The sequence below is a fragment of the Kitasatospora sp. GAS1066B genome, from assembly GCF_041262605.1.
Classification (GTDB): Bacteria; Actinomycetota; Actinomycetes; order Streptomycetales; family Streptomycetaceae; genus Kitasatospora.
On record NZ_JBGCCO010000016.1, the window covers coordinates 1 to 26,908 of the forward strand.

Below are 26,908 nucleotides of genomic sequence, written 5' to 3' on the forward strand. Positions count from 1 at the left end.
ACACCGGCGACACCAACCACACCGCCAGCACCGCCCACGCCCACCTCCTCTAACAAGCAACCCCAGCCACGCAACAACACCGTGGCTCCCGCCAACGTCGCTGGTGGGCAATGGTGTCTGAGCATGCGTCCCGTCGCCGTCAGGCGGCGGGACGTCGTGCTTTCGGGTGATCGATGCGTCGAGGCAGGGGGCGCGGCTCACCGCGGTGGTCGGCGAGCGGGTGCTGCGGGTGGGCCTTCGCGGCGAGTCCCATAAAGGCGGCCGGGCCCGGGTGGCCTGGCGGACGCGGTCGGCGGGAGGCCGCCCTCGGGCCGTCGGAGAACGGCGGGCGCTGTCGTGCAGGGCGGTGACCGCCCCAGGGCGGGGGATCGTGTCCCCGACTTAAGTCGGTTGGAATCGTCGCCTGCCAGCCGGTGCGAGGACCGGGACAGCCCGTAGCGTGGTGAACCTGCCTCGCCGAAACGGCAATTTCGATGCGAATGATCTGGAGGGGCCCAAGGACTTTCTTTTTCTCGCGGCTGCCCTGGTGGATGCGCGGATTGCCGCGCGGGTGTGGCGGCGTGCGGCCGAGTGGCCCGGCGGGGCGGGCACTGTCCGCGCTGGGGGCAGTAGGTCTGCCGGAGAGGCGCGGGCGGTATACGGGCGCCTTTTGACCTATGGGGCCATCGCCCTCCCCGGGGGCGGGTGGGAGCGGTAGCCGTGGCTGGCCCGCAGCGCGCTGCGGCCCTGTGGCTCGCTGACGCACCATCATGAGGGCCTTCGTTCCTGGCAGGTTGGCGGCCCTGCTCCCCGGGGCCGGACCTTCCCAAGCATTCGATCCACAAGTGAAGGAGCCATCGTGGACGCGCGTTTGGCCACACCGTCGGCAAGGTCACCGCGGCGGCACGCGCAGCCGCAAGGCTCGCCCCGGGTCTGCGCCGTGGTCGGCTCCTCGGCCACCGAGGAGCAACTGCGGGCGGCGCTGGCCGCGGTGGGGGAGCGCTGCGAGCCGCTGGGGGGCAGCTGGGCTATGCAACTGTACGTGAAGGGACAGCAGTTCACCGTTCACCGTCTACCGCGGCCGGTGAGCGCACCGCGCACCTTGGACGTGATTCTGCCGTCCCTTGCGCAGTTTGACGTCGTGCTCCTTGCCTGCGAGGGCGATTCCTCCGGGTCGGTTGGCGAGAGGTGGGTCATCGAGGCCGTGCGCCGGGCCGGAGCCGGTTTCACCGACCGGGAGCTGGCGGGGATCGATGCGGCCATGCCGCTGCTGGGCCGCTTCGCGATACCGGAACCGGTCATGGCCGGATGGGCTCTTGTCTTCCGTGACCACTACGTGGAGAACAGTGTTGGCTTCCTGGCCGCGATGGAGCGGGTGGGCGTACCTGCGCAGTGGGTCTATGCGCTGTCCAAGGGCGACCGCACGCGCAACCGCGACCAGGTGCACGAGACGTTCCTGCGCCGCGGCTACCGCAGCGATGTCCTGGACAACTCCTTCATCAACGCCACCAGCACGGCCGCGAAGCAGGACCACGCCCGTCAAAGCGCTGAGCGGGTAGCCGAGTTCATCCGCCAGGCCCACGCCGTGCACCGCCGGGTGCTGGTCATCGACAACGGGGGGTTGCTCGCACTGGGCCACGGCCCAGCCGGCGGTGCCCGGGCGGACGCGGCCATCGAACTGACCGTCAGCGGACTCAAGCGCATCAAGGCCGCCGGGGCAGTGGAGATCCCGGTGGTGAACCTCGCCCGCTCGGCCGTGAAGACCCACCTGGGCTACAACGAGATCGCCGACAGCTGTCTGCGCCGCCTGCGCGAGGTCGTGTCGGGCGAGAAGTTCATCGGCCGCCGGGTGGCGGTCGTCGATCCGGACATCCTCGCCCTGATCCAGGCCGCCGAGCAGGGCTTCGAAACCTACCGGACCATGGCGCAGGCGCTGAGCGCGACCCGGCCGCTGCTGATTGTCGGCACCGCGGGCGAACAGGTCATCGACTGAAGGGAATTGGCGTTGCTTGCGGACGGCAGCTACCTGGCCGGCTTCGCAACGAAGGACTTCGCTCTCCTGTCCGAGTGCACGTGCGGCAGCATCGAGTGCGCCGTCGCCGGCGTGCGCCACCAGCTGCCCGATGGCCGCACGGTGACCCTGCTGGGGGATGGCCGCTCGCTCAACCTGTTCGAGAACGAGGGCATCCCCAACCGCGGCTATGACGCGTACCGGGTCGGCACTCTCCTCGCCGCCGTGGCACTGTGCTGCCAGGCGCACGACCTGCCCGTCGGCCTCGACACCGCCCTGGCCGACCGGGTGATCGCCGAATCCGGGCTGTTCGAGGCGTACTACGACCTCTACCTGGGCGGGAGCTGAACCGTGATCCCTCAGCCACACCCCGCACACCCGCCCACCGGACTCCGGACCGCCATCGTGGGCCACGGAGTGGCCGGCCGACAGCACCGGGCGGCCCTGCGTGCCCTGGGCGCACACGTCAGCGCGGTCGTCGATCCCGCCCACGGCAGGTGGGCCGGCCCTGCGCACTGGACCGATCTGACGTAACCTGCCGCAGGAAGTGCTCACCGCGGTGGACATGTGGAGCGTGTGCTGCCCCACCGACACGCACCTGAGCACTGTGCGCACCCTACTGGAACGCGATCCGCGCGCCCGTGTGCTGCTGGAGAAGCCCGCCTGCCGCAGCGGTGAGATCGAGGAGTTCACCGAGCTGCTGGCTGCCCACCCCCAGGCCCGCCTGGTCCTGGTCGACCAGTACCGCTACTCCAAGGCCCCCGCCGTCCTGGCCGAGCTGCTGGCCTTGAGCACGGCCGCAGCACCGATCGATCAGCAGCATCGACATCACCTTCACCAAGGACCGCCGCACAGACATCGCCCAGGGCCGGTTCGTCGATCGGGACTACGGCGTCCTCGGCTACGAATGGCTGCACATCCTGGCAGTCCTGCGCACACTCATCGATCCGGCGGACTTCCACGGATATGTCACCGGCGATCTCACCTGCGCGCAGCTGACCCCGCGCCATGACCCCGACCTGTTCCTCAGCACACTCAGCGAGAGCGCGACTTCCCTCGGGCATCCGCGTCACCTGGCGCTCCCCCATAGTGGAGCCCGCCGGGCCGGCCGGCCGCCGTCGGCGCGCCGTGGTCCGGGCCGACCGGGCGTGCGGGGTGATCGACTTCGACCCCGTACTTCGCTGCGACGAACGCCCGATGGGCCGTAACTGCCACCGGGTGACCATCGAGGCGCCCGGCACCGTCCTCGAGAGGATACTCGTCGATTCCCCACTGACCACCGCGATCGGCGATGCCATCAGCCAACTGCGCGCGGCGCCCGGCCCAGCTCCCCTCGACCTGGCCCCGCTGGAGCGGATCGCCCGCATCGCGCACCGGCTGCGCCCCGCACTTCGCCCGTGAGACCCCGGCACCCGCACACCCCTGCGCCCGCTCACATGCCCGCCCGTGCCCAGGAGCACACTGTGACGCACATCTGCTTCGTCATCCCCGCCGACGAGTTCGAACGGTATAACGGCATTTCGTCCAATTCCCGGCCGACGTGGCCAACGCCGCAGCCCTGCTGCAGGCCGAAGGCTGCACCGTCTCGGGCTGGGACCAGCGGCTCCAAGCAGGCTCCCAGTTGCCGGCCGACAGAATCGACGGCCTCGTACTGGTGACCGCGATAGCCGACCGGGCCCAGTGCTACCCGCTGGACCTGACCCCTATACGGTCGCACCAGCCCTGGAGATTCGAGACCATGCTTCGCCCTGCCGAACGGCGCCTGGGAGAGTTGTTCGACCGTGCCGCGCCGACCTACGGCCAGGTCGGCATCGGGCTGTTGCGGCAAGCCGGCCGGCGCCTTGTGTAGCACGCGGAACTCGCCCCCCCGCGACGCGGTCCTGGTCCTCGGCTGCGGCGCATGCCTCCTGCCCGCTGCGGGAGCAGTCGGCCCCAGCGGATTGGCGCTCGGCCTGGACCTGCCCGCCGAGATGCTCCGGCGCGCCCGAGCTGAACGGCATCCGGGGCAGGCGAATGTCAGGAGCGGGGGCGGCGCAGGCGTGTCGGCGGTCGCTGATCGCAGGACATCAGCGGATTCTTGCGAGGAGCCCCTGGCGTTCACGGCTCCGTTGGGAATCCGCGAACCGGGCTGGGATCAGGCTGCCAGTTCGAGTGCGGCCAGGTGTGAGGTTCGTGTCTTGCCCCACCCGGCCCCGCGGCCGCAACGCCTTCGCATCCGCTGGGAGCGCCGCGACGACATCCACGACCCGTTCCCCTGCCTGCTGCGCCATCACCTACCGACGCGTCAAGCCTGGTGTCAGCTCCTCGGGAACCAGCCTCGCTTTCACTCAGCCCGCCGAGCGGGAGCCCCGCCGCGGCCCGGGGTTTGCGCGCAACTCCCACAGTCATGAACCCGCCTAACGCCGTTGACACGCCATCGGCGGCGTCATATCAGCAGGCGCGGCTCCTCTTATCACACGAGGAGACCGCCCCCGTGTCGCACGAGGGGTCCTCCTCCTTCTCGAAAGGAAGACCACATGCTTAAGACCATCAAGCGCACTGCTGCCCTCGCTACCGTTGGCGTGTGCGCCGCCGTCACTCTCGCCGCAGGCGCGCCCACCGCGTCCGCTTCGACGGGCAACTGGACCTTTGAGGGCGGGTCGGGCCCCGTCACGCTCCAACACGGTGTCAACGCGGTCGCCCCGGGCTATGGGCTGACGTGCCAGACCGTTGACGGGTGCACCCTCAAGGCCGGCACCCAGATCGTCTTCCAGACCGCGAACGGTGCGACCTTGCTACCGCCGTCGGTCGGGACCTGGCAGCTCGGCACCCCTTCAGCGGTGGCCAACTGCAACGTGACCAGCCCCAGCACCATCCAGTGCATCTTCACCACCGACGTCAGCGTGCCCTACAACGGGCTCATCAGCACGAACAGCTCCGCGGTGATGATCGTGCCGACCAATCTTCCTCCCGGCACGGTCGTGGGCAGGCAGACCTGGTTCGACCCGGGCGGGATGTGGGCTAACAACCCTGCCGAGAACAACCAGACCTTCTACGTGGGCGCGATCTGAGTCGCCGCAACTGAAGCTTGAGTGGGTGCTCACAGCGGGCAGGCGGCACACAGCCGGCCCCAGAGGGCAGTGATGCAGACCCGGTTCCCATGACGAAGAGGGAACCGGGTCCCGCATTGATCCAGGTCCGCCGAGCCAGAGCACCGCCATCGCCCGGGTTGCGCGCAGTGTGTCGTGGTGTCCGCTCGAAAGCAGGTGGTCGCCGTGCACCTCGCGGTGTGGACGCAGGTCGGCAGCGGTATGAGCATGGGTAGCGCCGTGAACGGGCAGACTGTTATGGCCATCGCCCGCCGGGTGCGCGCGGCAGCCCGTGCGGCCAACTCCGTGGCCCTGGCCGTGATCTGCCCGGTCAGGTGGACCGTCCGCGCTGGCGGCGTTCCAGTAGCCCGGGGATCTGTTCGCGAAAGGCCTCGCCGACAGGCCTCTGGCGGGGCACACCAGTCGGCGCAGGCACGGCGAGCACGACCCGGCGGGCATCAACCAACACGTCCGCGACCATCCGCCCGCGACAGCCTTGCACGCGGCCGGTCAGCGCACCGCAATCCGGGCACGCCGCCGGCTCACCCGAAGTCAGTTTGGCGGGCCTCGCAGTCGAGCACGGGCTGAGCAGACACGGCCTGGGCGGCGAGTCGGGAAGAACCCGTACAAGCCTGCTGTTCCCCGCCACCGCCCCCGATGGACCGCCGCTGCCCAGCGCGCGCGCTTCAACTGGCGGACGGACGCTGGAGTATGGCCAATTTGAGAGTTGAAATGCTGATCAACGGCGCATGGCGTGTGGTCCGGGAGATCGTCCCGGCCCCATACAACCGCGGCAAGGCCGAGGCCTTCGAGCGGGTGCCCGCTCAGGAGGACGAGCGCGCCCGCCTGGCGGCGAGGCTGGAGCGGTGCTTGAGGGGCCGCGCAGAGTTGTGGGTTGTGTTCGAGGACGGCGACGCGGTCCTGTTCCGTACCGAGCCCGAGGGTCCGTTTCGCATCGAGATGGAAGCGGAGCTGAGTGAACTGGCCGAGACCATCCACAAGGAGACCGTCTTCGATGAGCAGGCGCGATCGGCACCTTACGTGCGGTAACCACCGTTGACAGCCGCCTGCATGCAGCGGCGGCGCAGCAGGACGCGGACGGCGTCCTGAGGCGCAGTCTCGCCGCGCTGCAGGGGGATGTCGAAGGCCACGTCCTGCTCCCGCGTGGGCGTTGTCAGGCGAACCCGGCTCGTTGGGGCAGCAGGCCCGGCCCGGGGTATGGACGTTCACGGCGGCGGCGAGGGCACTCCAGGAACCCACCGGGGCGGACCTGACGGCACAGGACGTCTCGTTGAGGGGCGCCGTGGGATGCGGCAGACCACCTCGTTGAAGGCCATCGTGAGCGACCGCTCCGCCCACGTGACCTCAGCGTCTGTTCCTGCTTGCCGAGCTTGCTGAGGTGGACTGGCAGGCGTTCGAGGCCGCTCAGCGCGGGTGGGGCCGTATCCAGCGGCCGCTGAGTGCCCAGGAGTTTGACGTGTCCGATAGTCCGACGATTCTGGCCTCGGCCCGTCAACGGGCCGAGGCCAGGTATGGGCACGTAACGACGTCGCGGTGTGCAGACGGGTCACCGTGATGCCGCCAGCGCTGCCTGTGATCCCTCTCCCGGTCAAGGCAGCGAGTGATCGCACCCATCCCTGAGAAGGCGCGGTTCTATCTGGTCATGACGACATGCCTCCAGTGTCGGCCCGTTCGGTCTACGACTCTGGCCCCCGACGTGACGATGTGGAGCTGTGCCCTCGATGGCTTCGACACCCACGAGCTGTGCGGGAGGCCCTACGTTCATGCTCGCCCAGCCAGAAGACCACCCGGCCGAGTTGACGCCCTCGAACTCATGCTCGCCAAGATCGATAGAGCAACGGCTTCTGACCACCACACCGATGGTCCGAGTCAAAGCGGAGCAAGCTCAGGTGAGCAGCTGCCCCAGCGCGGACCTCGCCCACCGGTACCGCGCGGTGGTGCGCCCGATTGGGTGAGCTGTGCGTGCATCGCGTCATCGGGCACGACCAGCGCCGTCCTCTCATCAGGCCTGCGGTTCGGGGCGTCTGGCGCACTGGGATTCGGCACGGGACGACTTCCGGACGCGGCCCTGTTCTGACCCCGTGCCGAAAGGGCTCTCGGCACGGGGTCTTCGGCATGCTCGAGCGCCGCGAAAGGGAAACAGACATGGGGAATGTACCCAAAGGCATGAGCCGGATCCGCTGGTGGTGGGTGAGGCTGGTGACAGCCGGCCAGCCGACACGGTGCGTCTACTGGCCGGCGCAGGGGCCAACGGGAACGCGGACCCTGCGGATGTATGACCGGTCCGGGCGCCACGTGGCGGTCCTGCACTGGCAGGTGTGCGATGCCTGCCGCTACGGGAAGATCAAGGCGATCTATCTGTGGCGCGGATGGCAGGGGCGCGGTTACGGCCGCCAGCTGATTGCGCGTGCCCTGTGGGAAGGCCCGACTTATACCTGGATCACCACCCACCAGACCCCTGACGGTGAAGGGTTCTTCGCGGCGATGGCTGCTGAGACCGGAGCGGCATTCGACTGGCTTGACGCAGGCTGCCCACACCTGCACGACTACCCGACGCTGCCAGCACCCGCCGCACGCTCCACCCGCCCTCCGGTTGTGGAGCGTATGGACGCCGCCGGGGTCCGCCGATACCGGGCAGCTGAGGGCGCCAGCGCACGCGGCCCGATCCGCGGCGAGGACCACCCGCAGGCGGCATCGTCGTGCCCCTGATGACCCGACGCAGGATGCTCACCGTGATGGCCACTGCCGCGGGCGCCGACCTGCTGCCAGCGAGCGTGCAGCGCGCGCTGGCAGCAGGAACCCCACGGCGCGGCTCGCTGCAGGACGTGGAGCACGTGGTCATGCTGATGCAGGAGAACCGGTCCTTCGACCACTACTTCGGCACGCTGGCGGGTGTGCGGGGCTTCGACGACCCGCATGCTCTGCTCCTGGAAACCGGCCGCTCGGTCTTCCATCAGCCCGACAACTCACACCCGGACGGCTACCTGCTGCCCTACCGGCTGAACACCCGCACCACCAGCGCCCAGGCGATCCCCTCCACCGACCATTCCTGGCACGTCCAGCACCGGGCTTGGAACGGCGGGAAGCTCGACGCCTGGATGAGCGCCCACCGGGCCGCCGACGGCACGCACGCGCCTTACGTGATGGGTTACTACACCCGCGAAGACATCCCCTTCCACTTCGCCCTGGCCGACAGTTTCACCATCTGCGACCACTACTTCTCCTCGGTCCAGGGCCCGACCTGGCCCAACCGGCTCCATTGGATGACCGGCGGCATCGACGCCGAGGGCAGGCACGGCGGCCCGGTCACCGGATTCTTTCCCGACAGGGAACTGACCTGGACCACCTACGCCGAACAACTGGAGGCCGCCCAGGTGAGCTGGCGGGTCTACCAGGAATCCGAGAGCCGCGACTTCAACACCTTGGCCGCCTTCGCGGCGTTCAAGCACGCCAAGCCAGGCGACCCCCTCCACGACAAGGCGATGACCGCTCAGCCCGCCGGCACCTTCGAAGACGACGCCCGCGCCGACCGGCTGCCCGCCGTCTCCTGGATCCTGCCGACCACCGACCGCTGCGAGCACCCCAACGCCCTGCCCGCGGCCGGCGCCGACTTCATCGCCTCCAAGATCGAAGCAATCGCCGCCAACCCCAAGGTCTGGGCGAAGACCGTCTTCATTCTCAACTACGACGAGAACGACGGCCTCTTCGACCACGTCCCGCCGCCGGTTCCCCCCTTCGGCACCGCCGGCGAGTTCGTCCAGGGCGTGCCGATCGGAGCAGGCTTTCGAGTACCGTGCATCATCATCTCCCCCTGGACCACGGGTGGCCGCGTGGCCTCCGAACTCTTCGACCACACCTCGGTCCTGCAGTTCCTGGAACGCTTCACCGGCGTACGGGCCGCTTACGTCACCGACTGGCGCCGCCAGACCTTTGGCGACCTCACCTCCGCCTTCCAGTTCGACAAGGGCCCCAGTACAGCGCCCCCTCTGCTTGACACCACTGCACCACTGGAGCAGGCCAAGCACGACGTCGCCACCCTGCCCGCTGCCACCCCGCCCGGCGCAAGCCAGCAACTCCCACGCCAGGAGCCGCGGCGCTGAGACCATACATCCATGCTCCGCCGTGGCGCGGGCGGGCGAACACCACCGAGCGGCACCTTCCATCAGTGTGACTCCTCCCTGGCGTGAGCGCCGGGGCTTTTCGCTATGCCGGGTTGGCGTTGCGGCGGGCCAGCTCGGCCCGTCGAACATTGGCGGCTGCCAACTGTTTCGGTGTGCGCCTGGTGAGGTTCCCCCACTGACCTGGACAGCTCGATACTGGGACGGATGGTCCCGGCTTCGACTTCATGGCGCTTGGTGGCTTCCGGTACCGGTTGGTCGAGCATGGCTTGGAGGAGAGGGTCCTGGACCTGGTCCCGGAGCGGATCTGCGAGGTGGGGTCGTTGCGGGCAAACCCAGCGGGACGGCCGCACTCTGACGCTCCTACCCCGCGAGCAGCAGCAGGTCCTGGCGCAACGCCACATCGAGCAGCGGACTGCGCAGTCGAAGGCCCGCTACGACGTCCGAGCAGGTGCTGAGGGCACGATCTCGCAGGCCGTGCGGCGCACCGGCATCCGCCGAAGTCGCTACACCGCACTGACCAAAGCCCATCTCGGTCATGTATTCGCCGTCACCGCGATCAACATCATCCGCCTCGACGCCTGGCTCACCGGCACACCCCTCGGCAAGACCCGCACCTCACACCTGGCAGCACTCGATCTGGCAGCCTGATCCCAGCCCGCACTGCGATTTCCCAACGGAGTCGCTAATGGCCGGGATTCCCTGCGAAGATCAAGGGATGGCGGACCCGTGCACGAGGCTGCGGCGGCACGCCCCGCCGCACCCCCAGGTGTGCACCCGTGCGGTGAAGGCCAGTTGATAGCGAGTCGTCAATGGTCTGCCGTCAGCTCCGGTGGCGGAGTACGAGCGGCGTCCACCGGATCGACGCGTACCAGGCTGCCCCACACCGCCATCCTGTAGCGGGAGGTGTACACCGGCGTGCAGGTCGTTAGCGTGATGTAGCGCCCGGGGCCCTGATAGCCCGAGCCTTCCGGGATCGGCGCGATGACACCGGTGTCGTTCTTGGACGTCCGCGCCAGAACTGAGTCCACCCGGTACACGTACCACGAGTCCCGGGTCTCCACCACCACGGCATCCCCCTTCTCCACCGCGTCCAGGTCATGGAACTTGGCGCCGTGCCCGTCTCGGTGCGCCGCGAGAGCGAAGTTCCCGCTCGGGTCCCATGGCATCGCCGAGTGGTAGGGCGTCTCGTACACCCCCGCCGCGCCCTCGTTCAAGATCTCCGAACCGGTGCCCATCCGGATCAGCACCTGGTAGTTCTTCCCCATGGCCGGCACGTGCAGGAAACCGACCGCCCCCTCGCCTTGGAACGGCCGGGGCGCCGCCGGTCCGGGCGGAGCGGCCCAGACCTGATGCAGGCGCTCACCGGCCCGGCCTGAGCGGTTATCAGCGGTGAGATTCGTCCACCAGAGGGCGTAGACGACGAAAAGAGTCAGGACCAGTCCGCCCGTGATCAAGAGCTCGCCCAGGACGCCTACCAGGGCGAGCAGGCTGCTCCGTCGGCGTTCGGTGGTCGCCTCGCAGCGGGTCATCAGCGGATCGCTCCCAGGATGCCTCGAGCTGGAGGCGGGGGAGGTGGGGGTCCTGCCGTGCGGAGGGCGGGGCAGGGTCCTCGGCTCGAGGCCGCGAGGCTGCGTCCTGTGCTTGGCAGGCAAGGACGGCAGGCGCTGCCGGGGCCTCGCGGTAGGTGGATCGTGTGCATCTGCGGTACTCCTGTCGCTCGCCTCTATCCGATGGTGGGTCAGCGCTCGGGGCTCACCCCGAGGGTCGGGTTTGTTCGCGTGGTGTACGAGCGCCCTAGGCGGCGCGAAGCAGGTCCGCCGCAACCGGAATATCTTCGACCCACCTTCTGGCAGGCGCGTGGCGGCCGGAAGGTAGGTCCGCCCTGGTTCACGTCCAGCAAGGAGCCGCTCAGGTCCACCGGCAACGGGCTCCGCATCCGGGGCAAGTTGAACCTGGCGAAAGCCGGTTCATCGCCAAGCGTTGCGCGGCACGAGGGGCGCGGGAGGCCCACGAATACAGAATCCCTGCCCGTAGCGACCTTAGGCAGGATGTGCTCAAGCCATGCATGTGCGATCACCCTCGCGTTCAACCGGGCCTCCAGGCCCAGTCCCGCCGGGGCGTGTCGTGCTCACCACACGCAGAGGGCATGCGGGTTATTCTCGGCTGTCATCGCCGTGCCACCTGGCCGCCTTTCAGGGCGGCGCGGACGGCATCGGCGTACTGGCGGAGCCGGTCGGGCAGCTGCCACGCCAACTCAAGTGTCCCGTCATGGTTGTCGCAGGGCCAGGGACGCCCCGCAGGCGAAGGGACGGTGGTGTCCGGTGCGGCGTGCAGTGCTTCGAGCACGTGCTGGCGGGCCTCTTCGATCCGCGGGTCGTCCTGCGGGTGTCCGCACTTGATCGGTGGCGGTCGGAACCAGAAAGCAACCGGGAACTCCTCGTGCACGCCGGGCGCGGACGGTCCGGGTGGCGCCATCGGGCCGGCTGCCACCACTTCGTATGCTTGTCTGGCATACGTGTTGGACAGGCGCCGGCGCAGGATGCGGCAGTCGGTAAGGTCACCAAGGGCACCGAGGTCGCGCAGGCACTGCGCGGCATCGGGGGCGGCTGTGGCCTGGGCCGAGCGCCGGGCCAGGTCTGCCTCGGCGCGATCGATCTGTTCGTCCAGGGCGTCAAGCAGGGCGGCTGTTGCGTCCAGCCGCTCCAGGGCGAACGCCCGCCGGGTTGCGGGCGAATGACCTCGTTCCATGCTCAGCTCCACAAGGGTCCGGATCAGGAGTGCTTGCAATCGCGCCCCCCGATCTGGCGTGCGCCTCAGGCATTCCTGGCCCTCTCGATAGGCGTAGGGATATGGCAGTGCCGACTTGCTAGGTAAGAATCCGAAGACGGCGGTCGGTGACGCGAGCGGTAAATAGTCGCCCCATCGTGTTTTTGGCAATTCTGTTTTCGGTCGCTTGAGCTACGGTCGTTCCCGGGTTCGCCATCTGAAGTCTATGCCCGGTACTGCCCGCAGCGGCGTACTTGCCGCCTACGAGTCGTTGGCATACCGTCAACTGCCCGCCGCGTGAGGGCGCTGCCTCGTGAGGGCTGCTGAGGTACCGCGTCCTGGCCCGACGCGCATGACGGGCGCGGCCGCTGACGCCATGCACCGAGACTGTTCCGGTCGAAAACCCAGGCTCACATTCGGGCAGGTGTATGGAAGTTGGGGCCGCTACGCGTCACGACCAGGCCGAACTCCCGCGTGCTGTCTGTCCACGCCATCCCATGTCGACCGGCGTACGGCGGAGCGGGCGCGCCGTGCGTGTCGCTGCCCTGGCGGGTTCGCATCGGTGTCGATCCCCCTCCCGGCCGGATAGAGCCAGGGCGGAGCACGCTTCCTCGCGCGGCGCGGTTGATGTTCCATGCGCCCCGCTTTCGAGCCCGCGACGCGGGCGCATTGGCGACCCGAGCGAGAGATCGCAGCCCCCTGGCGATGCTACCCGGGGGCCACAGGGCTGGGCGGTATACGAAGCCTGGCGAGGTGGGTAGTGGGTCAGGCGAACTGGTAACCAGGTCGGTCCGCGTGGCAGTGGGGCGCACGGGGCGCGGGGCGCGCCCTGGGCACTCGGTCAGCGCTGTTTGGTCAACGGCGCCGCTCGCGTGACCCGGGTCTGCGTGATGGCGCTGTTTTGACGTCGGTGCGTTGGGTGGGCTCACCTGCGGGCCGGGCGCCTGCCGACCTGGCTCGGACCGCAGGTGCTGCGAGGCCCGAGTGCGATTCCGCTGACGCCGCGTTTGCAGACCGGTGATGGGCACGAGGCGGCTGGTTTGCCGCGGGGTCTCGAGGTTCCGCCCGGCGCGTACCGATGCATCGGGTAAGGACTTTGGTGCGCCGGCGGGTGCATGCGCCGGGGTCGCGAGTACGGAACTCGGTCGGGAGTGCGATCCGGTGGTTCTTGTTGTGGGTGGGGGGTGGTGTGTTTTGGGGTTGCTGGTGGAATATGCCGGGTGTTGTTTGGGTTTTGGGTGTTTGGTTGGGGGCGGGGTGGGGCGGGTGTGAGGGGGTGGGGGGTTGGTCATGACGGGGTTTGGGGGTGTGTCACTCTTCTTGGTGGTGTGCTGCAGCCAAGCTGATGCACGACACTGTCTGCGTTGTTGCAACGATGTCTTTTGTCTCCTACACAGGGAAGCGTCATCGGCGTCGGGTCGAGGGCTGCGGGTGGTGGGTTGCCGTGGTGGGAGTAGGGCGGGTGCTCGTTCTGCGGCTGCTGTTCGGTTGGGTGTTCTCCGTGTGAGGTGCCTGGTCGGTGACCACTTGTGCGCGGCGTTGTTTTCCGGGGCGCCTCGGATCGAGCTTGTACTGGAGGCTTTGTGCCGACACCGTTTCCCTTCCCGCAGGCTGCGTCTGTGGATGTTGATGTTGATGTTGACGCGGGTGCGGTCTGCGGGGATCTGAAGGATGTGCCGGATGCTCGGCTTCTGGATCTGGTGCGGGCGGGTGGTCGTGATGCCTATGGCGAGTTGTTTCGTCGGCATCATCGGACGGCTTTGCGGTATGCGCGGGGGGTGTCGCGCTCGCCGGACGAGGCGTTTGATTTGACGGCGGAGGCGTTTACGCGGATTTTGCAGACGTTGGCGCGGGGATCGGGTCCTTCGACGTCGTTTGTGCCGTACTTGTTGACGACGATTCGGCGGATTGCGGTGGAGGCGGGTCGGGCGGCTGCGCAGACGTATCCGGTGGCGGATGTGCCGGAGCGGGAGTGTGCTCCGGCGGCGAGTGCTGATGTTCTGGCGCTTTTCGAGTATGCGACGGTGCTGCGGGCGTTTGGGACGTTGCCGGAGCGGTGGCGGACGGTGTTGTGGCGGACGGAGGTTCATGGGGAGGAGCCGGCGAGGGTCGCTGAGACGTTGGGGTTGTCGCCCAATGCGGTGTCGGCGTTGGCGTATCGGGCGCGTGAGGGGTTGCGTCGGGCGTATTTGACGCAGCATGTGCGGCAGGGGCGTCAGCGGTGTCGGCGGTTTGTGGAACGGTTTGGTGCTCATGCGCGGGGTGCTTTGAGTGAGGAGTCCTCGCGTGGTCAGGAGCAGCATCTGCGTGAGTGTGGGGAGTGTCGTGTGGCGTTCGCGGAGGTGCGTCATGTGGAGCGGACGTTGCATGCGGGAGTGGTGCCGGTGTTGGTGGGTGCGGTAGGGCTGTTCCGGGGTGGGGGTGGGTTGGTTCGTCAGGTGTGGCAATTCGGGTGTGATGTGGTAGGAGGCTGTGGGCAGTTGGTGAATATGGTGACGGATCTTGGTCCGTTGGCGGGGCTGATGGCGTGGGCGGGCCGGCTGGGTACTGGTGTTGTGCTGGTGGCGGCCACCGCTCTGGGCCTCAACTCGCCACCGGACCTGGAGCTGGATACACCCGTAGCGCCAGCGGTCTGTGCCAGCCCGGCGGTACCGGTTGCAGCGGCCCCCAAAGGCTGCGGCAGCATTCGTCCTCCTCTGGCGCCTCAGGCCGCGATCCGAGGGCCGGTCCCACCGCTCGGCAGACCCTGAGCCTGTCCCCCGAGAGGAGACTGTCCGGGCGACTCCAGGGGCCGAGCCCGCCCTCGAGCATGACGGGCCCTGCTGCCAACGGTTCCCGCTCCGGCTGCATCCCAACCTGCATTGCCACCGGTGGCCGCAGCTGGGAGCGCGCAGGCCTTCACCGCGGATCCCAGTGGCCGGGCAAGAAGGTTGGTACCTCCCCTGGGATGCTGGAGTCATTCCCGTCTCGCGCCCGCGCTCCGGGTTCCAGGCCACAGCATGAACCGCTCCGCCGTGCACGCTTGACCGACGGGAAAAGAAAACTGCCAGACCATCAGATTTTGTTGGTTGTATGTTGTCGCTATAAGACTGAGCGTACTGGGAGCTCCTCTGAGCCCCATGAGGCCGGCCCTGAACCGTTCCGTTTAGCGGTTCGGCGAGGAGCCGGCCCCTGGGGGCGAGCCCCTGCCCCAGGAGAGCGAATTCGGGCCGAGCCGTGACGCGCCCGACCCAGAAAACCGCCCCTTCCCGGGACAACCGCTCTCCTCACGCGGTCGCCGGTGGCCTGAACCGCGCAGCCAGTCGGGTCGGATCCTGCAGAGTCGGCGTGGACAGCGGGGCGTGCGGGTGGGGTGTGCCTGGTGCGGGTGGCGTCATAACGGGCGGGTGCTGAGCTCCTCAGAGATGGACTGCGACGAGGGTCGGCGATCGCTGCTGCTGAATGGCAGGGCACGTAATCGGCCGCCGTCGTGGACCCATGCCCGGTGCGGCAGGCGCCATCGAGGTGAGAGTGGAGGTACCCGCCAGTGGCGGTGTCAGGAGCACGGGCTGGCCCATCTGCACGGACCGGGCACGTACACGGTACCCGCGGGCCCAGGCGCCCAGGAAAGCCAGTACGCCGCCCGTCCCAGGGGTGATCCGCTCGATGCCCCACGGGCCGCAGGCACCGACACCGTTCCTTGGCGGGATCCTTGTCCCTGCCGGCGCCATCGGACCCGAGAGGCAGGCCGGGGCCCGCGGCCGGGACGCCACTGTGAGGACCAGGTGCCGGCGAGCCCCGAGGCGGCCCGCCGGACGTCCACGAACCTGGCGGTGAGATGTCCGTTAACTCTGGCGTGGGTATCGCTGCTCTCTTCACCCGACCCGACATCAAGGGCCAGGCGAGACAGGGCCGCGGAGACGCTGGCCCACCCACCAAGCCAGGCAGGTTCTCACGCCCGTTGCCATGCTCGATCCGATTGAGGTAGTGACATGCCGGCTGCTCGTGTACTCCTGCCCGTCGGACAGGATTTCGGCCCGCTGTACGGTGCGGACGGCCAAGCGGAACCGCCCTACATCATCCGAATCGGCTCGAGGTTCATCCACCTGCCCGAGGCGGCCTACACGGCGTGGCGGATCGCCAGCTTCACCGATCCGGGCCCGGGCGAGAAGTCGGTGACCACCAAGTTCCAACAGGACCTCGCGGCAGCCGAGATCGGCGGGGCGCAGCAGATCCTGGCCACCTTGCGCAGGGAGGAGGCTATCCAGATCATTGATCCCTCGGGCGGCAACGCGATCGATTTCGCTGCCACCCGCCGCTGCTGCCTGACGATGCGGGGACTGGGCAACACCGCCGGGGACCCCGAAGCGTTCCTGCTCGGCACCCCCGGACGGCCGCTGCTGACAGTCACCGCGACGCTGTACGCGGTGCTCATGCACGCGGCGATGGAGACGAACCTGTGGGCCAACTGCTGCGCTGTCGCCGATCGCGGGGACACATATGGGCGTGACAGCGGGGCGCTGGTGCCCGAGGACATCCTGTCCCACGTCCTGCGTTCTCTTCCGTTGCTGGTGCGGATGGGAGCTGTCTACCTCGATGCGACCTCGTCCACTTGACCCGTCCTGACGGGCCCGGGCGGATTCGCGCGAATCAGCGACACCACGGCGGCAGGCCACGGGGCGGCAAAGGCAGGGGGCGCCCCATGAGCGTGTAGCTCTTGCCGCTGATATGCCCAGGAGGGGCCAGATCGCAAAAGCCGAGCTTCTGGTAGAGCCGGTGGGCCGGGCGGGCGGGCGACAGCGTGGTGAGTACGGCCCACGGCTCGGTGGCCACGGCGCACAGCGAGCGCAGGAGGGCTTCTCCGATCCCGTGGCACTGCCAGTGGGGGAGTACATGGAGTTCGAGGACGGCGAAGGAGTCCTCAAGATCGACGGGATGGTCCCATGCGCTCAGCGCCTCCTGGAAAAGGCGTACCCAGTGCCATTGTTGACACGTCGGCGCGCCGTAGCTGAATCCGACGAGCTCGTCCTTGACCATGGCGCCGAATGCCCGGATAGTCGGATCCGTGCCTTGGTGAAGGATGAGTTGTGAGCGGTGCTGGGCCCGCAGGCCTGTCAAGTTGTTCGCGCGGGCCTGGACGGACACCGCTCTCTCCACCCATAGGCCAAGCTCGATGGAGGATATCCGTACAGGCCCGCCGTTCTGATGGCAGGGCAGCGGCTCTCCATGAGAGGCATGGGGGAGGGCTCTGCTGCCGGTGCCGTCCGCCACGCAGTACCACCACCTCTCTTGGAGGACTACTACAGGCTGCCTCCTACTGTGGCCGGTGTGGCAGCCGCAGCGCATCGGGATGAATACCGACTTGGCCAACTGGCGGGGCCCGCGGCGGCGGGCACCGCCAGCTGGCCCAGAACCGCATCGGTGGCCACGCCCTGGTGAGAGGCGCCAGGGCGTGGCCCGTCCTCGCCTGGGCATGGCAGGGGAGCGGAGGCCGTCGCGGGCCCGGCCGGGTCTCGTTGGTGCAGGTTTCATGTGCCGCCGAAGCGGTCGAGCGCCTCTTGGAACATGTCCGGGCGCACGCGCAGGACTCCGGTGAAGGGCAGGGCCATCTCATGAGTCAGCAGGAGCAGCAGGGCGATGGTGCTCGTGAGGCACAGGACCATGACTGCTTGGGCGAAGTCGGTGGAGAGGCCGAAGAGGAAGGTGAAGCCGATGGTGACCACGCCGCCGGTGATCAGGATGATCCACAGGTATCCGGGCAGGCCTTCTTGTGCTGCAGCCAGTCGGTCGCGCCGTGCGTCGTAGACTTCCTGCAGGCGGTCCAGGCAGCGGTCCAGCGCTGCCTGGCTTCCTTCGTCGGCGGGGTGGACGGAGGCGAGTACCGCCGACATGCTGTCCAGTTCCGTCCATGCCGCGGGGCTGGCCTGGTGGTGGTGGGTCATCAGGGACCATTCCGAGGTCAGCACGGTCTGGGCGTACTGGCGGGTGGTGGTCTGGATCTGGGTGTGTGCGGGCTGCGGGAGGCCGGCGGCGACCAGGTACAGGTCCATGAGGCTGTTGGTCTCGCTCTGGACGGTGGTACGGCTGGTGGACAGTGACTCCCAGGCGGTGACTGCCACCAGCCCCGTGGTGACGGCGTACACCGCTGCGATCACCGCGAAGATGAAGCCGGCGACTTCGTTGTACTGGACGCGGCGCTCCACGGTCAGACGCCGGTGGACGGCGATCATGAGGCCCGTGGTGATGACAAGGGAGCCGAAGAAGAGCAGGAGGTCGCTCGTCAGGCTGCCACCCATGGCAGTTCCTCTCGGGTACTGGTTCGTGCCCAGGTCGCAAGGGGCCCGCTATCGCCGGGGGTAGCGGCAGGCGTCTGTCGGGAGGGGGAGGGGAGCGGGTTGCAGCCGCGTGCCGCGTCGTCGCGGCCCGCCGGGCCGTTGTGCCCGGGCGGGGTCGGTTGGTCGTGGCGGAGGGCAGGGTCCTCCTGCAGCAGGTGCGGGACCAGGCCGCGTTCTTTGAGTGGTCGCGCGGTGACGGCTGGCACGCCGAGAAGCTGGGACAGGCCCGGGATGCCTCCACGGTGGGTATGGGCATGGGCGATGCCGATGAGGACGGCGTACTTTCCCGCTTCCGGCCCGGTTGTGCGGCGGTCGTCCTGGATGATCTGCGTCGCGTTGACGTTCATCGACCGTGCGCGGCGCAGGCGGTCCTGAGGTGTGGCGATCGGCAGGTCGACCGTCACCGCCGTCTCCAGGCCCACGACTCGCATTCCCATCTGTCGGGCTTGGCGCAGGAGCCGTTCTCGCCCGTTGTGCCCCCAGTGCGTATCGGCCCGCACCAGCAGGGCGTGCAGGCGGGGGTCCATGCGGCCGTGGCGCAGGTAGGCGTCGGTGAGTTCCTGGTAGAGGCCGGCGCGCAGGAATTCGACGTAGAGCGTACGTACGCCCGCCTGGTGCAGCTCGCCCAGGTGGTCCACGGTGAAGCCCATGGTGTGAGGGCACGCGTGGTAGTCCGCCAGGATGAGGCCTTGGCCGCTCAGCAGGGTCCTCAGCGCGGTGGCGGGGTCGCTGTCGTGCGCGGCACGGGCCAGGGCCTGTACGCGGGCTGGGGGGAAGAGGCGGTCGTAGGCGGCGAAGTCGTAGGCGTGGCAAACCTGTTGCGCATGTGCATCGAGGTGAGCCGTCTTGCAGGCTCGTGTCCTGCGGTGCCGATCGGTGGTGAACAGCTCGGTGGCGCGTGCAGCGAGTTGTTCTGAGCGGGGCACGCCCGTCAGGACGGCGGCAGCGTAGTAGAGGCGCCCGCACCAGTCCTCGCTCCAGAGGGCGATCCTGAGGAGGTTGCGGTGGATGACCGGGTACAGCTCGAGGAGGGTCTGCAGGTCGTAGCCGATCCCCACGGTGCATCCCGTGTCGTTCCAGGCGATGTTGGGATCATTGGTCGAGCGGGGGAACCCGGCACGCAGCCGGTGCCACCACAGGCTGCCGAGATAGCGTTCCTCCTCGGTCCAGCACCGGGACTTGAAGACCCCATAGGCCCAGCGCGGGTCGGCCCCCGGCCGGGTGAGGCGGTGGAAGTCAATCACAAACGGGCCCCTGGCGGGTTGGGCGAGGGCGTGGTCTTCTGCCATCGTCTGACCTCCATCGATGCTGGACGGAACGCTTGGATGCGTTCACGCGCACGGGACTGCTGTTCTTTCATGCTCCTGCCTGATCGGGTCTCCCGGAGCGGGGCAAGCACCGACAGCACTGTGCACGCCGTCGGGAAGCGGGCCGTTCGGCGGGCCCGCCCTTGTTCAGCGGACGCCGGTGCTGGCCAGCGCGCACACCGCGGTGGCGATGCGGGTGCTCGCGAGCCCGTCGCCGAACGGGGAGGGGGTATCGGCCAGGCGGCGCGCCAGTCCATCGTCGTCGATCATGGCGCAGGCCGCGTCGTGCAGTTGCCGTCCGGGCTGGACCACGACGGCGAACCCGGCGTCGACCGCTTCCTGGCGCTCGGTGGAGTTGCGAACCACCACCAGGGGCTTCTTCAGCACGGTCACCTCCTCCTGCACTCCTCCGGAGTCGGACACCAGCAGCCGGGCGTGAGCGGCCAGCGCGAGGAAGCGCGGATGATCCAGGGGCGGCAGCAGGCGCAGGCCGTTCGTCAGCTTGGTCAGTTTGTGGCGCCGTACGGCCGCCTGGGTGCGAGGGTGGACCGGGAAGACGACGGGCAGTTTCAGGGAGTGCAGCGACTCCAGGAGCGCGGCGAGCCGCTGGGGGTCGTCGGTGTTCTCGGGCCGGTGGATCGTGGCCAGCACATAGCCGTCGTCGGCCAGTTCGTAGCGCCCCAGCAGCCTGCGCGCCATTTCGGCACTTGGTCTCGACTCGAGTGTGGCCTCCACAACGGTGTTCCCGGTCCGCTGGATTAGGCGGTCCGAGACGCCCTCGGCGAGCAGGTTGCGACGGTTGCCCGGGGTCGGCACGCAGTGCAGTGCGGCCACCGACCCCACCAGCCGCCGGTTGATCTCCTCGGGCATCGACCGGTCGAAGGACCGCAGACCCGCCTCGACATGGACCACCGGCACTCCGCTGCACTCGGCCGCCAGGGCCCCGCCCAGGGTGCTGTTGGTGTCGCCCTGGACGACGACGACCGACGGGGCGCGGCGCGTGAACATGGCGGTCAGCTCCTTGACGATGGCAGAGACCTGGGTACCGCGCGAGGCACCGCCCACGCCAAGGATGCTCTTGTCAGGATTGTTGAGCTTGAAGGTGTCGAAGAACGCCCCCGACAGCGTCCGGTCGTAGTGCTGGCCCGTGTAGATGACGTGGGCCAGCGGACCCAGGATCCGGATCACATGAGCCAGCTTGATGATCTCCGGGCGGGTGCCGAGAACTACTGCCACTGAACCGGTCTGCATGGCTCCCTCTGAAGTGTAGCGACGGCCTGGATCAAGCCACATCAGCTTGCCTACACCGGAGGGAGCCCACCCGAGGCTGGTCATGACGATCCGAGGGCTGTCCGCTGGGCCAGACGGGAGCGGGCACCGCCTCCGAACCGGTGAAAGGAGGTACGGCCGGATGCGGTGCTGCCCCGTCGGCACACGGGCAGGGCCCCTGGGGTGCACTCTGCGCGCCGTCATGAACGCACCGCCCACGCCGTCTTGTCCTTGGAGCCGGCCGCGTGCCGCGGCTTCGCCTCCCGGCCAGGCTCTCGTGACGGGCGGCGCCTCTGCTGCCCTGCCTGCGACCCCCAGCCGACGAAGGAGAATCCGAGTGAGCGCAGCGAACGCCTTCAGCTTCGATCCCTGGGCGATGGTCGAGCACGGCCTGGAACCGCTCGGGCTGGCCCATGCGGAATCCGTCTTCGCACTCTCCAACGGCCACATCGGCCTGCGCGCCAACCTGGACGAGGGCGAGCCGCACGGCCTGCCCGGCACCTATCTCAACGGTGTCTTCGAGCTGCGCCCGCTGCCCTACCCGGAGGGCGGCTACGGCTATCCGGAGTCCGGGCAGAGCGTCATCAACGTCACCAACGGCAAGCTGATCCGGCTGCTGGTCGACGACGAGCCGTTTGACCTGCGGTACGGCGAACTGCGCGGCCACCGCCGCTCGCTGGACTTCCGCGAGGGCGTGCTGCGGCGCGAGGCCGAGTGGACCTCGCCAGCGGGGCGGACCGTCAAGATCCATTCGGCCCGGCTGGTCTCGCTCACCCAGCGGGCGATCGCCGCGGTGCAGTACGAGGTCGAGGCGGTCGACGGTCCGGTCCGGATCGTGGTCCAGTCCGAGCTGGTCGCCAACGAGCAACTCCCCGAGGGCAGCAGCGATCCGCGGGCGGCCGCCGTGTTCGAGGCGCCGCTGGTCGCCGAGGCGCACCACGCGCACGGCACCAACGCCACCCTGGTGCACCGCACCCGCTTCAGCGGCCTGCGGATCGCGGCCGGCATGGACCACCTCATCGAGGGCCCCAAGGGCGTGAGTGTCACCTCCGAGGCCCGGCGCGACCAGGCCAGGGTCAGCGCCACCACGGTGCTGCGGCCCGGCCAGCGGCTGCGGGTCACCAAGTTCATCGGCTACGGCTGGTCGGCCACCCGCTCGCTGCCGGCCGTGCGCGACCAGGTGGAGGCGGCGATCACCGCCGCCCGCTACTCCGGCTGGGACGGCCTGGTGGCCGAGCAGAAGGAGTTCCTGGGCGACTTCTGGGACTCCAGCGACATCGAGATCGACGGTGACGTCGAACTCCAGCAGGCGGTCCGGTTCGCGCTCTTCCACCTGCTGCAGGCCAGCGCCAGGATCGAGGAGCGGGCGATCCCCGCCAAGGGGCTGACCGGCCCCGGCTACGACGGGCACAGTTTCTGGGACACCGAGGCCTTCGTGCTGCCGGTACTCACCTACTGCCTACCCGCGGCGGTGGCCCAGGCGCTGCGCTGGCGGCACAGCACGCTGCCGCTGGCCCGCGAGCGGGCCGCCCAACTGGGCCTGGCCGGCGCGGTGTTCCCATGGCGAACGATCCACGGCGAGGAGTGCTCCGGGTACTGGCCGGCCGGCACCGCGGCCTTCCACATAGGAGCGGATATCGCGGTCGCCGTGGTCCGCTACGTCCGGGTCACCGGGGACGTGGAGTTCGAGCGCGGCTACGGCCTGGAGCTGCTGGTCGAGACCGCTCGGATGTGGCGCTCGCTCGGCCACCACGACGCGCAGGGCCGTTTCCGGATCGAGGGCGTCACCGGGCCCGACGAGTACAGCGCCATCGCCGACAACAACGTCTTCACCAACCTGATGGCCCAGGCCAACCTGCGCGCCGCGGCCGAGTGCGCCCAGGGACACCAGCTGGAGGCCGCCGCCCTGGGGGTGGACACCGAGGAGATGGCCGCCTGGCGCGACGCGGCCAAGGCGATGCACATCCCGTACGACGAGAAGCTCGGCGTCCACCCCCAGGCGGACGGCTTCACCGACCACCAGGTCTGGGACTTCGAGAACACCCCGCAGGAGAAGTACCCGCTGCTGCTGCACTACCCGTACTTCGACCTGTACCGCAAGCAGGTGGTCAAGCAGGCCGACCTGGTGCTCGCCATGCTGTTCCGCGGCGACGCCTTCACGCCCGAGCAGAAGGCCCGCAACTTCGCCTACTACGAGCGCCTGACGGTACGTGACTCCTCGCTCTCAGCCTGTGCCCAGGCCGTGATGGCGGCCGAGGTGGGCCAGCTCGACCTGGCCTACGACTACACCGCCGAGGCCGCCCTGATGGACCTGCACGACCTGGGCGGCAACACCCGCGACGGCCTGCACATGGCCTCGCTGGCCGGTGCCTGCCTCGCGCTGGTGGCGGGCTTCGGCGGATTGCGCGACTACGGACAGGCGTTGGCACTGCGGCCACTGCTGCCCGCCGGGCTGACCCGCCTGGCGTTCAGCCTGCGCGTGCGGAACAGCCTGATCAGGGTCGACATCGGCCGTGAGGAGGTCACCTACACCGTGCGTGAGGGTGAGGGAGTGCGGCTGCTGCACGAGGGGAGGGAGGTGCTGGTCAAGCGCGGGCAGCCGCAGAGCTTCCCGGCCCTGAGCGTGAGTCCGGGCGAACGCGCCGAGCAGCCCGCCGGGCGCGAACCGGCCCGCCGCCGGGCACAGCCCGGCCCGCCCATCGGCGTCCCTACGGCGGACGGTCGCGACCCTGGGGCCGAATGACACCGCAAACAGGCGCAGGAAGACACCTCCCAGATCCTGGGCGTGAAGCACGGGCTCGGCCGCCGACCGTCAAACAGCACTGCAAGGCCGCCGGTTCACCCGGGGCCATCCCCGTCCACAGCGGGGAGCGTGAGGGTGATCTGGTGGCGCAGATCGCGGAACTGGGCAGGGCGGTTGAAGCAGACCGCGCCGATCAGTAGCCCCTCGCGATGAAAGGTCGCGGTGAAGTCTCGGGCGTCGACATCGCCACTGAGCCTTGTGCGGTCGGCGGCCAGCGGCCATCCGCAGATCTGGACTTTCGTGCCGAACTGATCGGTCCAACACCAGGGCAGCGGCACATGGGCCATCGGCTTGCCCAACATGTTGAGGGCCGCGACGACACCGTGTTCCTGGGCGTTGGCCCATTGCTCGATGCGGCGGTGGCCGCCCAGGAGGGCATCGGGCTGACTGGTGACATCGCCGGCTGCGAAGATGCCCGGCTCGCTGGTGGCGCAGTAGCGATCCACCACGATGCCGTCATCGACGGCCAGCCCGGCTTCCCCGGCGAGCTCGGCGTTCGCACGCGTGCCGGTTGCGACCACGACAACATCGGCCTCCCAACTGCGCCCGGACCGGTCGGTCGCGGTCAGAACGCCGTTGTCGCCCGCACTCAGATCCTGCAGATGAACGAAGGTGTGCAGCCCCACACCTCGAGCGCGGTGCAACGCGGTGAGAGGGGCGGACACCTCCGCGGGCAGAAGATGGGCCAGCGGGTGCGGCGCCGCCTCGATGACGGTGACCTGGCAGTCCCGGACACGGGCACAGGCGGCGACCTCCAGGCCGATCATCCCGGCCCCGATCACCAGGAGACGGGCGCCCGGGGTGAGTTGCCTACTCAGGGCACGAGCTTGGCCCAGGGTACGCAGCGTGTGGACGCCCGCCAACCTGTGCGCCGAGGGCCACGGGCGGGGGTACGCCCCAGTAGCCAGCAACAGCCGGTCGTAGGGCAACGGCGCGCGGGTACCGAGGTCGACGGTGCGCCGCCGCGTGTCGATGGCGGCGACAGTGGTCGAGGTAAGCAGCTTGATATCCAGCCGCGTCCAGGTGTCCGATGTGTACAACCGCAAGCTCTGTGCTGCCATCTCGCCGCGCAGGAAGCCCTTGGACAGCGGCGGCCTGCGGTACGGGGCATCAGGCTCCTGGCCGATCAACACGATCGAGCCACGATACCCCTCGGCTCGCAGGGTGAGGGCAGCGGTGGAGCCGGCGATGCCGTTGCCGATCACCACCATCGGCTCAGGCACGGGTGATCTCGATCATCTCGAAGTCCGCCTTGGCAGCTCCGCAGTCCGGGCAGGACCAGTCGTCGGGGATGTCCTGCCAGCGGGTGCCGGCTGCGATGCCCTCCTCGGGCCAGCCGTGTTCCTCGTCGTAGATCCAGCCGCACACCAGGCACTGCCAGCTCTTCATCGGTTACCTCCAGGGAAACCCCGGGCTTTGGGCCGGGGAGGGATTGGATTCCCGCGTGGCGGGGTGGGGGAAGGTCGGTTCGCTGTGAAGGCGGCCCGGCGTCTGGGCTGCGTGAGGAAAAAAGGTGTACAACCTGGCGATTGAGGCACGTACTGCCGCGTGGCAGCAGCGGCAGGATCGGGTCAACTGCAGCGCCACCAGCGCGATGCTGACAGCGTGGAAGAAGACCGAGGAACTGTCCTACCTCGCTGAGGTGTCGTCGGTCCCGTTGCAGCAGACGCTTCGGCACGTGCAGGAAGCGTTCACCAACTTCTGGGCGAAGCAGGCTTCATGCCCGACGTTCAAGTCCCGGAAGCAGTCCCGCAACTGCGCCGAGTACACGTCCAGTGCGTTCCGCTTGCGCGACGGCCGGCTGACGCTGGCGAAGATAAGCGAAAAATCGCTCCCCGCGGACGGAAAATTGCGTGCTCGCCGGGTGAACCTGGGGCCTGCCCCGGACTGACATGCTTCGTCGGGTTGGCGCAAGCGTTCAGTCCGGTGTGGGCGCGAAGTCGGGCTTCTCCCGCACCGCGCAGTCGGGGCACACCCAGTCACTTGGCAGCGCGCTCCATGCGGTGCCGGGCGGGTAGCCCTCGCGGGGCGCGCCGACGGCTTCATCGTAGACGTACTCGCAGCACGGGCAGCGGTAGCGACTCATCGGGCGGCCCCGTAGCGGGCAAGGACCGCGGCGCGCCTGGCGGGTTGGATGTTCGCCTGGGTCACGTCGCCGGCGTAGTGGGCCAGCACCCGGTGGTCCATCACACGGCGCCACACCGGGGGGAGATAGGCGAGCAGGATCATGGTGGCATAGCCCGAGGGCAGCTCCGGGGCCCGCTCATCGTGGCGCAGCGCCTGGTAACGCCGGGTGGGGTTCGCGTGGTGGTCGCTGTGCCGCTGGAGGTGGTACAGGAAGACGTTGGAGGCGATGTTGTCGCTGTTCCAACTGTGCTGGGGGGTGCAGCGCTCGTCGCGTCCACTGGTGGTCTTGCGGCGCAGCAGGCCGTAGTGCTCCAGGTAGTTGACCGCCTCCAGGAGGCAGAAGCCGATGACCGCCTGCAGCAGCAGGAAGGGCAGGACGGCAACTCCGAAGACGATGACCAGGATGCCGAACACTGCCAGCGACATGGCCCAGGCGTTGAGCACGTCATTACGCAGACTCCAGGGCCGCTTGCCGAGCCGCTGCAGCCGCGCCCTCTCCAGCTGCCAGCCCGAGCGCAGGCTGCCTGTGACGGTGCGGGGCAGGAAGCGCCAGAACGTCTCTCCCAGGCGGGAGCTGGCCGGATCCTCAGCGGTGGCGACCCGCACATGGTGGCCGCGGTTGTGCTCGATGTAGAAGTGGCCGTAACCGCTCTGAGCCAGAGCGATCTTCGAGAGCCAGCGCTCGAGGGTGTCCTTCTTGTGTCCCAGCTCGTGCGCGGTGTTGATGCCGATGCCGGCGACCATGCCGACCGTGACGGCCAGCCCCGTCTTGTCGAGCAGGGACAGCCCTCCCGCGCTCCACAGCCGGCAGGCCACGACGAGGCCGACATACTGCAGGGGCAGAAAGAGGTACGTGCACCACCGGTAATAGCGGTCCTGCTCCAGGTACGCCAGGACGCTGTCGGGAGGATTGTGCGAATCCTTGCCGAACAGCTGGTCCAGCAGCGGGAACAGCCCGTAGACGACTAGCGCCCCTGTCCACCAGAACAGGCCGAGCCCGGTGGCATCCACCAGGGCCCACGCCAGGAACGGGAACAGCGGGACCACCAGACCCAGCGGCCACAGGTATCGCTTGCGGTCATGCCACCGCCACGCCCGCGCCTCCATGCTCACCGCTGCCAT

23 protein-coding genes and 1 pseudogene are annotated in these 26,908 nt (G+C 68.7%); 14 read left to right on the forward strand and 10 right to left on the reverse strand.

Going from position 1 to position 26,908, the window contains the following annotated elements; translation table 11 throughout:
* The first annotated feature begins 838 nt into the window (after positions 1-838).
* From ABH937_RS19105 to ABH937_RS19150, 10 genes are all read left to right on the forward strand, one after another.
* On the forward strand, positions 839-1,972 hold the full coding sequence (locus ABH937_RS19105; protein WP_280691477.1) for a hypothetical protein: 1,134 nt from the start codon (positions 839-841) through the stop codon (positions 1,970-1,972).
* Between the two features lie 6 nt (positions 1,973-1,978).
* Positions 1,979-2,338 (forward strand): hypothetical protein, encoded by a 360-nt coding sequence (locus ABH937_RS19110; RefSeq protein WP_370218931.1) that lies wholly within the window; start codon positions 1,979-1,981, stop codon positions 2,336-2,338.
* 217 nt (positions 2,339-2,555) lie between these two features.
* Positions 2,556-3,002: a hypothetical protein gene (locus tag ABH937_RS19115; RefSeq protein WP_370146533.1), complete on the forward strand. Its 447-nt coding sequence runs from the start codon at positions 2,556-2,558 to the stop codon at positions 3,000-3,002.
* 77 nt (positions 3,003-3,079) lie between these two features.
* Positions 3,080-3,391, forward strand: coding sequence for a hypothetical protein (locus ABH937_RS19120; RefSeq protein ID WP_280691474.1), 312 nt, complete (start codon positions 3,080-3,082; stop codon positions 3,389-3,391).
* Positions 3,392-3,530: 139 nt separating this feature from the next.
* The gene (locus ABH937_RS19125; RefSeq protein ID WP_280691473.1) at positions 3,531-3,839 is read left to right on the forward strand and encodes a hypothetical protein; all 309 of its coding nucleotides are present in this window, start codon (positions 3,531-3,533) and stop codon (positions 3,837-3,839) included.
* Positions 3,840-4,506: 667 nt separating this feature from the next.
* Positions 4,507-5,040, forward strand: coding sequence for a hypothetical protein (locus ABH937_RS19130; protein ID WP_280691472.1), 534 nt, complete (start codon positions 4,507-4,509; stop codon positions 5,038-5,040).
* A gap of 729 nt (positions 5,041-5,769) precedes the next feature.
* Positions 5,770-6,108, forward strand: coding sequence for a hypothetical protein (locus ABH937_RS19135; protein ID WP_280691471.1), 339 nt, complete (start codon positions 5,770-5,772; stop codon positions 6,106-6,108).
* A 1,086-nt stretch (positions 6,109-7,194) separates the two neighbouring features.
* Positions 7,195-7,788, forward strand: a complete 594-nt coding sequence (locus ABH937_RS19140) for a hypothetical protein (protein ID WP_280691470.1) — start codon at positions 7,195-7,197, stop codon at positions 7,786-7,788.
* Positions 7,779-9,179, forward strand: a complete 1,401-nt coding sequence (locus tag ABH937_RS19145) for an alkaline phosphatase family protein (RefSeq protein WP_370146497.1) — start codon at positions 7,779-7,781, stop codon at positions 9,177-9,179. The genes ABH937_RS19140 and ABH937_RS19145 overlap by 10 nt, the downstream gene beginning before the upstream one ends.
* A gap of 282 nt (positions 9,180-9,461) precedes the next feature.
* Positions 9,462-9,848, forward strand: coding sequence for a transposase (locus tag ABH937_RS19150; protein WP_280691485.1), 387 nt, complete (start codon positions 9,462-9,464; stop codon positions 9,846-9,848).
* Positions 9,849-10,006: 158 nt separating this feature from the next.
* Here the strand turns inward: ABH937_RS19150 and ABH937_RS19155 are convergent, their stop codons facing one another.
* Both ABH937_RS19155 and ABH937_RS19160 read right to left on the reverse strand, forming a co-directional pair.
* Positions 10,007-10,729, reverse strand: coding sequence for a class E sortase (locus ABH937_RS19155; protein WP_280691468.1), 723 nt, complete (start codon positions 10,727-10,729; stop codon positions 10,007-10,009).
* Positions 10,730-11,366: 637 nt separating this feature from the next.
* Positions 11,367-11,948, reverse strand: a complete 582-nt coding sequence (locus tag ABH937_RS19160) for a hypothetical protein (RefSeq protein WP_280691467.1) — start codon at positions 11,946-11,948, stop codon at positions 11,367-11,369.
* Positions 11,949-13,585: 1,637 nt separating this feature from the next.
* Here ABH937_RS19160 and ABH937_RS19165 point away from each other — a divergent pair.
* Positions 13,586-14,716: a sigma-70 family RNA polymerase sigma factor gene (locus tag ABH937_RS19165; RefSeq protein WP_280691466.1), complete on the forward strand. Its 1,131-nt coding sequence runs from the start codon at positions 13,586-13,588 to the stop codon at positions 14,714-14,716.
* A 1,221-nt stretch (positions 14,717-15,937) separates the two neighbouring features.
* A complete protein-coding gene (locus ABH937_RS19170; protein WP_280691465.1) occupies positions 15,938-16,561 on the forward strand; it encodes a hypothetical protein in 624 nt (207 codons plus the stop codon).
* Positions 16,562-16,595: 34 nt separating this feature from the next.
* Here the strand turns inward: ABH937_RS19170 and ABH937_RS19175 are convergent, their stop codons facing one another.
* The 4 genes from ABH937_RS19175 to wecB all read right to left on the reverse strand — a co-directional run bounded on the left by ABH937_RS19175 (position 16,596) and on the right by wecB (position 20,922).
* Positions 16,596-17,090, reverse strand: coding sequence for a GNAT family N-acetyltransferase (locus ABH937_RS19175; protein ID WP_280691464.1), 495 nt, complete (start codon positions 17,088-17,090; stop codon positions 16,596-16,598).
* A 383-nt stretch (positions 17,091-17,473) separates the two neighbouring features.
* Entirely contained in the window at positions 17,474-18,241 is a 768-nt protein-coding gene (locus ABH937_RS19180; protein WP_280691463.1) for a DUF4239 domain-containing protein, read from the reverse strand.
* A complete protein-coding gene (locus ABH937_RS19185; RefSeq protein ID WP_280691462.1) occupies positions 18,226-19,569 on the reverse strand; it encodes a hypothetical protein in 1,344 nt (447 codons plus the stop codon). Before ABH937_RS19185 ends, ABH937_RS19180 begins: the two co-directional genes overlap by 16 nt.
* Before the next feature lie 165 nt (positions 19,570-19,734).
* Positions 19,735-20,922: a non-hydrolyzing UDP-N-acetylglucosamine 2-epimerase gene (gene wecB, locus ABH937_RS19190; RefSeq protein ID WP_280691461.1), complete on the reverse strand. Its 1,188-nt coding sequence runs from the start codon at positions 20,920-20,922 to the stop codon at positions 19,735-19,737.
* 310 nt (positions 20,923-21,232) lie between these two features.
* On the opposite strand from wecB, the gene ABH937_RS19195 reads away from it, so the two are divergent.
* Entirely contained in the window at positions 21,233-23,599 is a 2,367-nt protein-coding gene (locus ABH937_RS19195) for a glycoside hydrolase family 65 protein (protein ID WP_370146537.1), read from the forward strand.
* 95 nt (positions 23,600-23,694) lie between these two features.
* Here ABH937_RS19195 and ABH937_RS19200 read toward each other — a convergent pair whose 3' ends face one another.
* Complete coding sequence (locus tag ABH937_RS19200) at positions 23,695-24,882, reverse strand: NAD(P)/FAD-dependent oxidoreductase (RefSeq protein WP_280691459.1); 1,188 nt, start codon at positions 24,880-24,882, stop codon at positions 23,695-23,697.
* Positions 24,875-25,048, reverse strand: coding sequence for a rubredoxin (locus ABH937_RS19205; protein ID WP_280691458.1), 174 nt, complete (start codon positions 25,046-25,048; stop codon positions 24,875-24,877). The genes ABH937_RS19200 and ABH937_RS19205 overlap by 8 nt, the downstream gene beginning before the upstream one ends.
* Positions 25,049-25,166: 118 nt before the next feature.
* Between ABH937_RS19205 and ABH937_RS19210 the strand changes: the two are divergent.
* Positions 25,167-25,484 (forward strand): annotated as a pseudogene (locus ABH937_RS19210) (RNA-guided endonuclease TnpB family protein); the annotation flags it as partial.
* A 93-nt stretch (positions 25,485-25,577) separates the two neighbouring features.
* On the opposite strand, the gene ABH937_RS19215 reads toward ABH937_RS19210, so the two are convergent.
* Positions 25,578-25,745, reverse strand: a complete 168-nt coding sequence (locus tag ABH937_RS19215; protein WP_280691457.1) for a rubredoxin — start codon at positions 25,743-25,745, stop codon at positions 25,578-25,580.
* A complete protein-coding gene (locus ABH937_RS19220) occupies positions 25,742-26,908 on the reverse strand; it encodes an alkane 1-monooxygenase (protein WP_280691456.1) in 1,167 nt (388 codons plus the stop codon). Before ABH937_RS19220 ends, ABH937_RS19215 begins: the two co-directional genes overlap by 4 nt.

Bases quoted from the DNA above. Each gene is read 5' to 3' on its own strand.
- ABH937_RS19115 (WP_370146533.1), top strand. From the start codon at position 2,556: ATGTGGAGCGTGTGCTGCCCCACCGACACGCACCTGAGCACTGTGCGC.
- ABH937_RS19130 (WP_280691472.1), top strand. From the start codon at position 4,507: ATGCTTAAGACCATCAAGCGCACTGCTGCCCTCGCTACCGTTGGCGTG.
- ABH937_RS19135 (WP_280691471.1), top strand. From the start codon at position 5,770: ATGGCCAATTTGAGAGTTGAAATGCTGATCAACGGCGCATGGCGTGTG.
- ABH937_RS19140 (WP_280691470.1), top strand. From the start codon at position 7,195: ATGCTCGAGCGCCGCGAAAGGGAAACAGACATGGGGAATGTACCCAAA.
- ABH937_RS19150 (WP_280691485.1), top strand. From the start codon at position 9,462: ATGGCTTGGAGGAGAGGGTCCTGGACCTGGTCCCGGAGCGGATCTGCG.
- ABH937_RS19155 (WP_280691468.1), bottom strand. From the start codon at position 10,729: ATGACCCGCTGCGAGGCGACCACCGAACGCCGACGGAGCAGCCTGCTC.
- ABH937_RS19160 (WP_280691467.1), bottom strand. From the start codon at position 11,948: ATGGAACGAGGTCATTCGCCCGCAACCCGGCGGGCGTTCGCCCTGGAG.
- ABH937_RS19170 (WP_280691465.1), top strand. From the start codon at position 15,938: ATGCCGGCTGCTCGTGTACTCCTGCCCGTCGGACAGGATTTCGGCCCG.
- ABH937_RS19180 (WP_280691463.1), bottom strand. From the start codon at position 18,241: ATGGGTGGCAGCCTGACGAGCGACCTCCTGCTCTTCTTCGGCTCCCTT.
- ABH937_RS19185 (WP_280691462.1), bottom strand. From the start codon at position 19,569: ATGGCAGAAGACCACGCCCTCGCCCAACCCGCCAGGGGCCCGTTTGTG.
- wecB (WP_280691461.1), bottom strand. From the start codon at position 20,922: ATGACCAGCCTCGGGTGGGCTCCCTCCGGTGTAGGCAAGCTGATGTGG.
- ABH937_RS19195 (WP_370146537.1), top strand. From the start codon at position 21,233: ATGGTCGAGCACGGCCTGGAACCGCTCGGGCTGGCCCATGCGGAATCC.
- ABH937_RS19205 (WP_280691458.1), bottom strand. From the start codon at position 25,048: ATGAAGAGCTGGCAGTGCCTGGTGTGCGGCTGGATCTACGACGAGGAA.
- ABH937_RS19215 (WP_280691457.1), bottom strand. From the start codon at position 25,745: ATGAGTCGCTACCGCTGCCCGTGCTGCGAGTACGTCTACGATGAAGCC.
- ABH937_RS19220 (WP_280691456.1), bottom strand. From the start codon at position 26,908: ATGGCAGCGGTGAGCATGGAGGCGCGGGCGTGGCGGTGGCATGACCGC.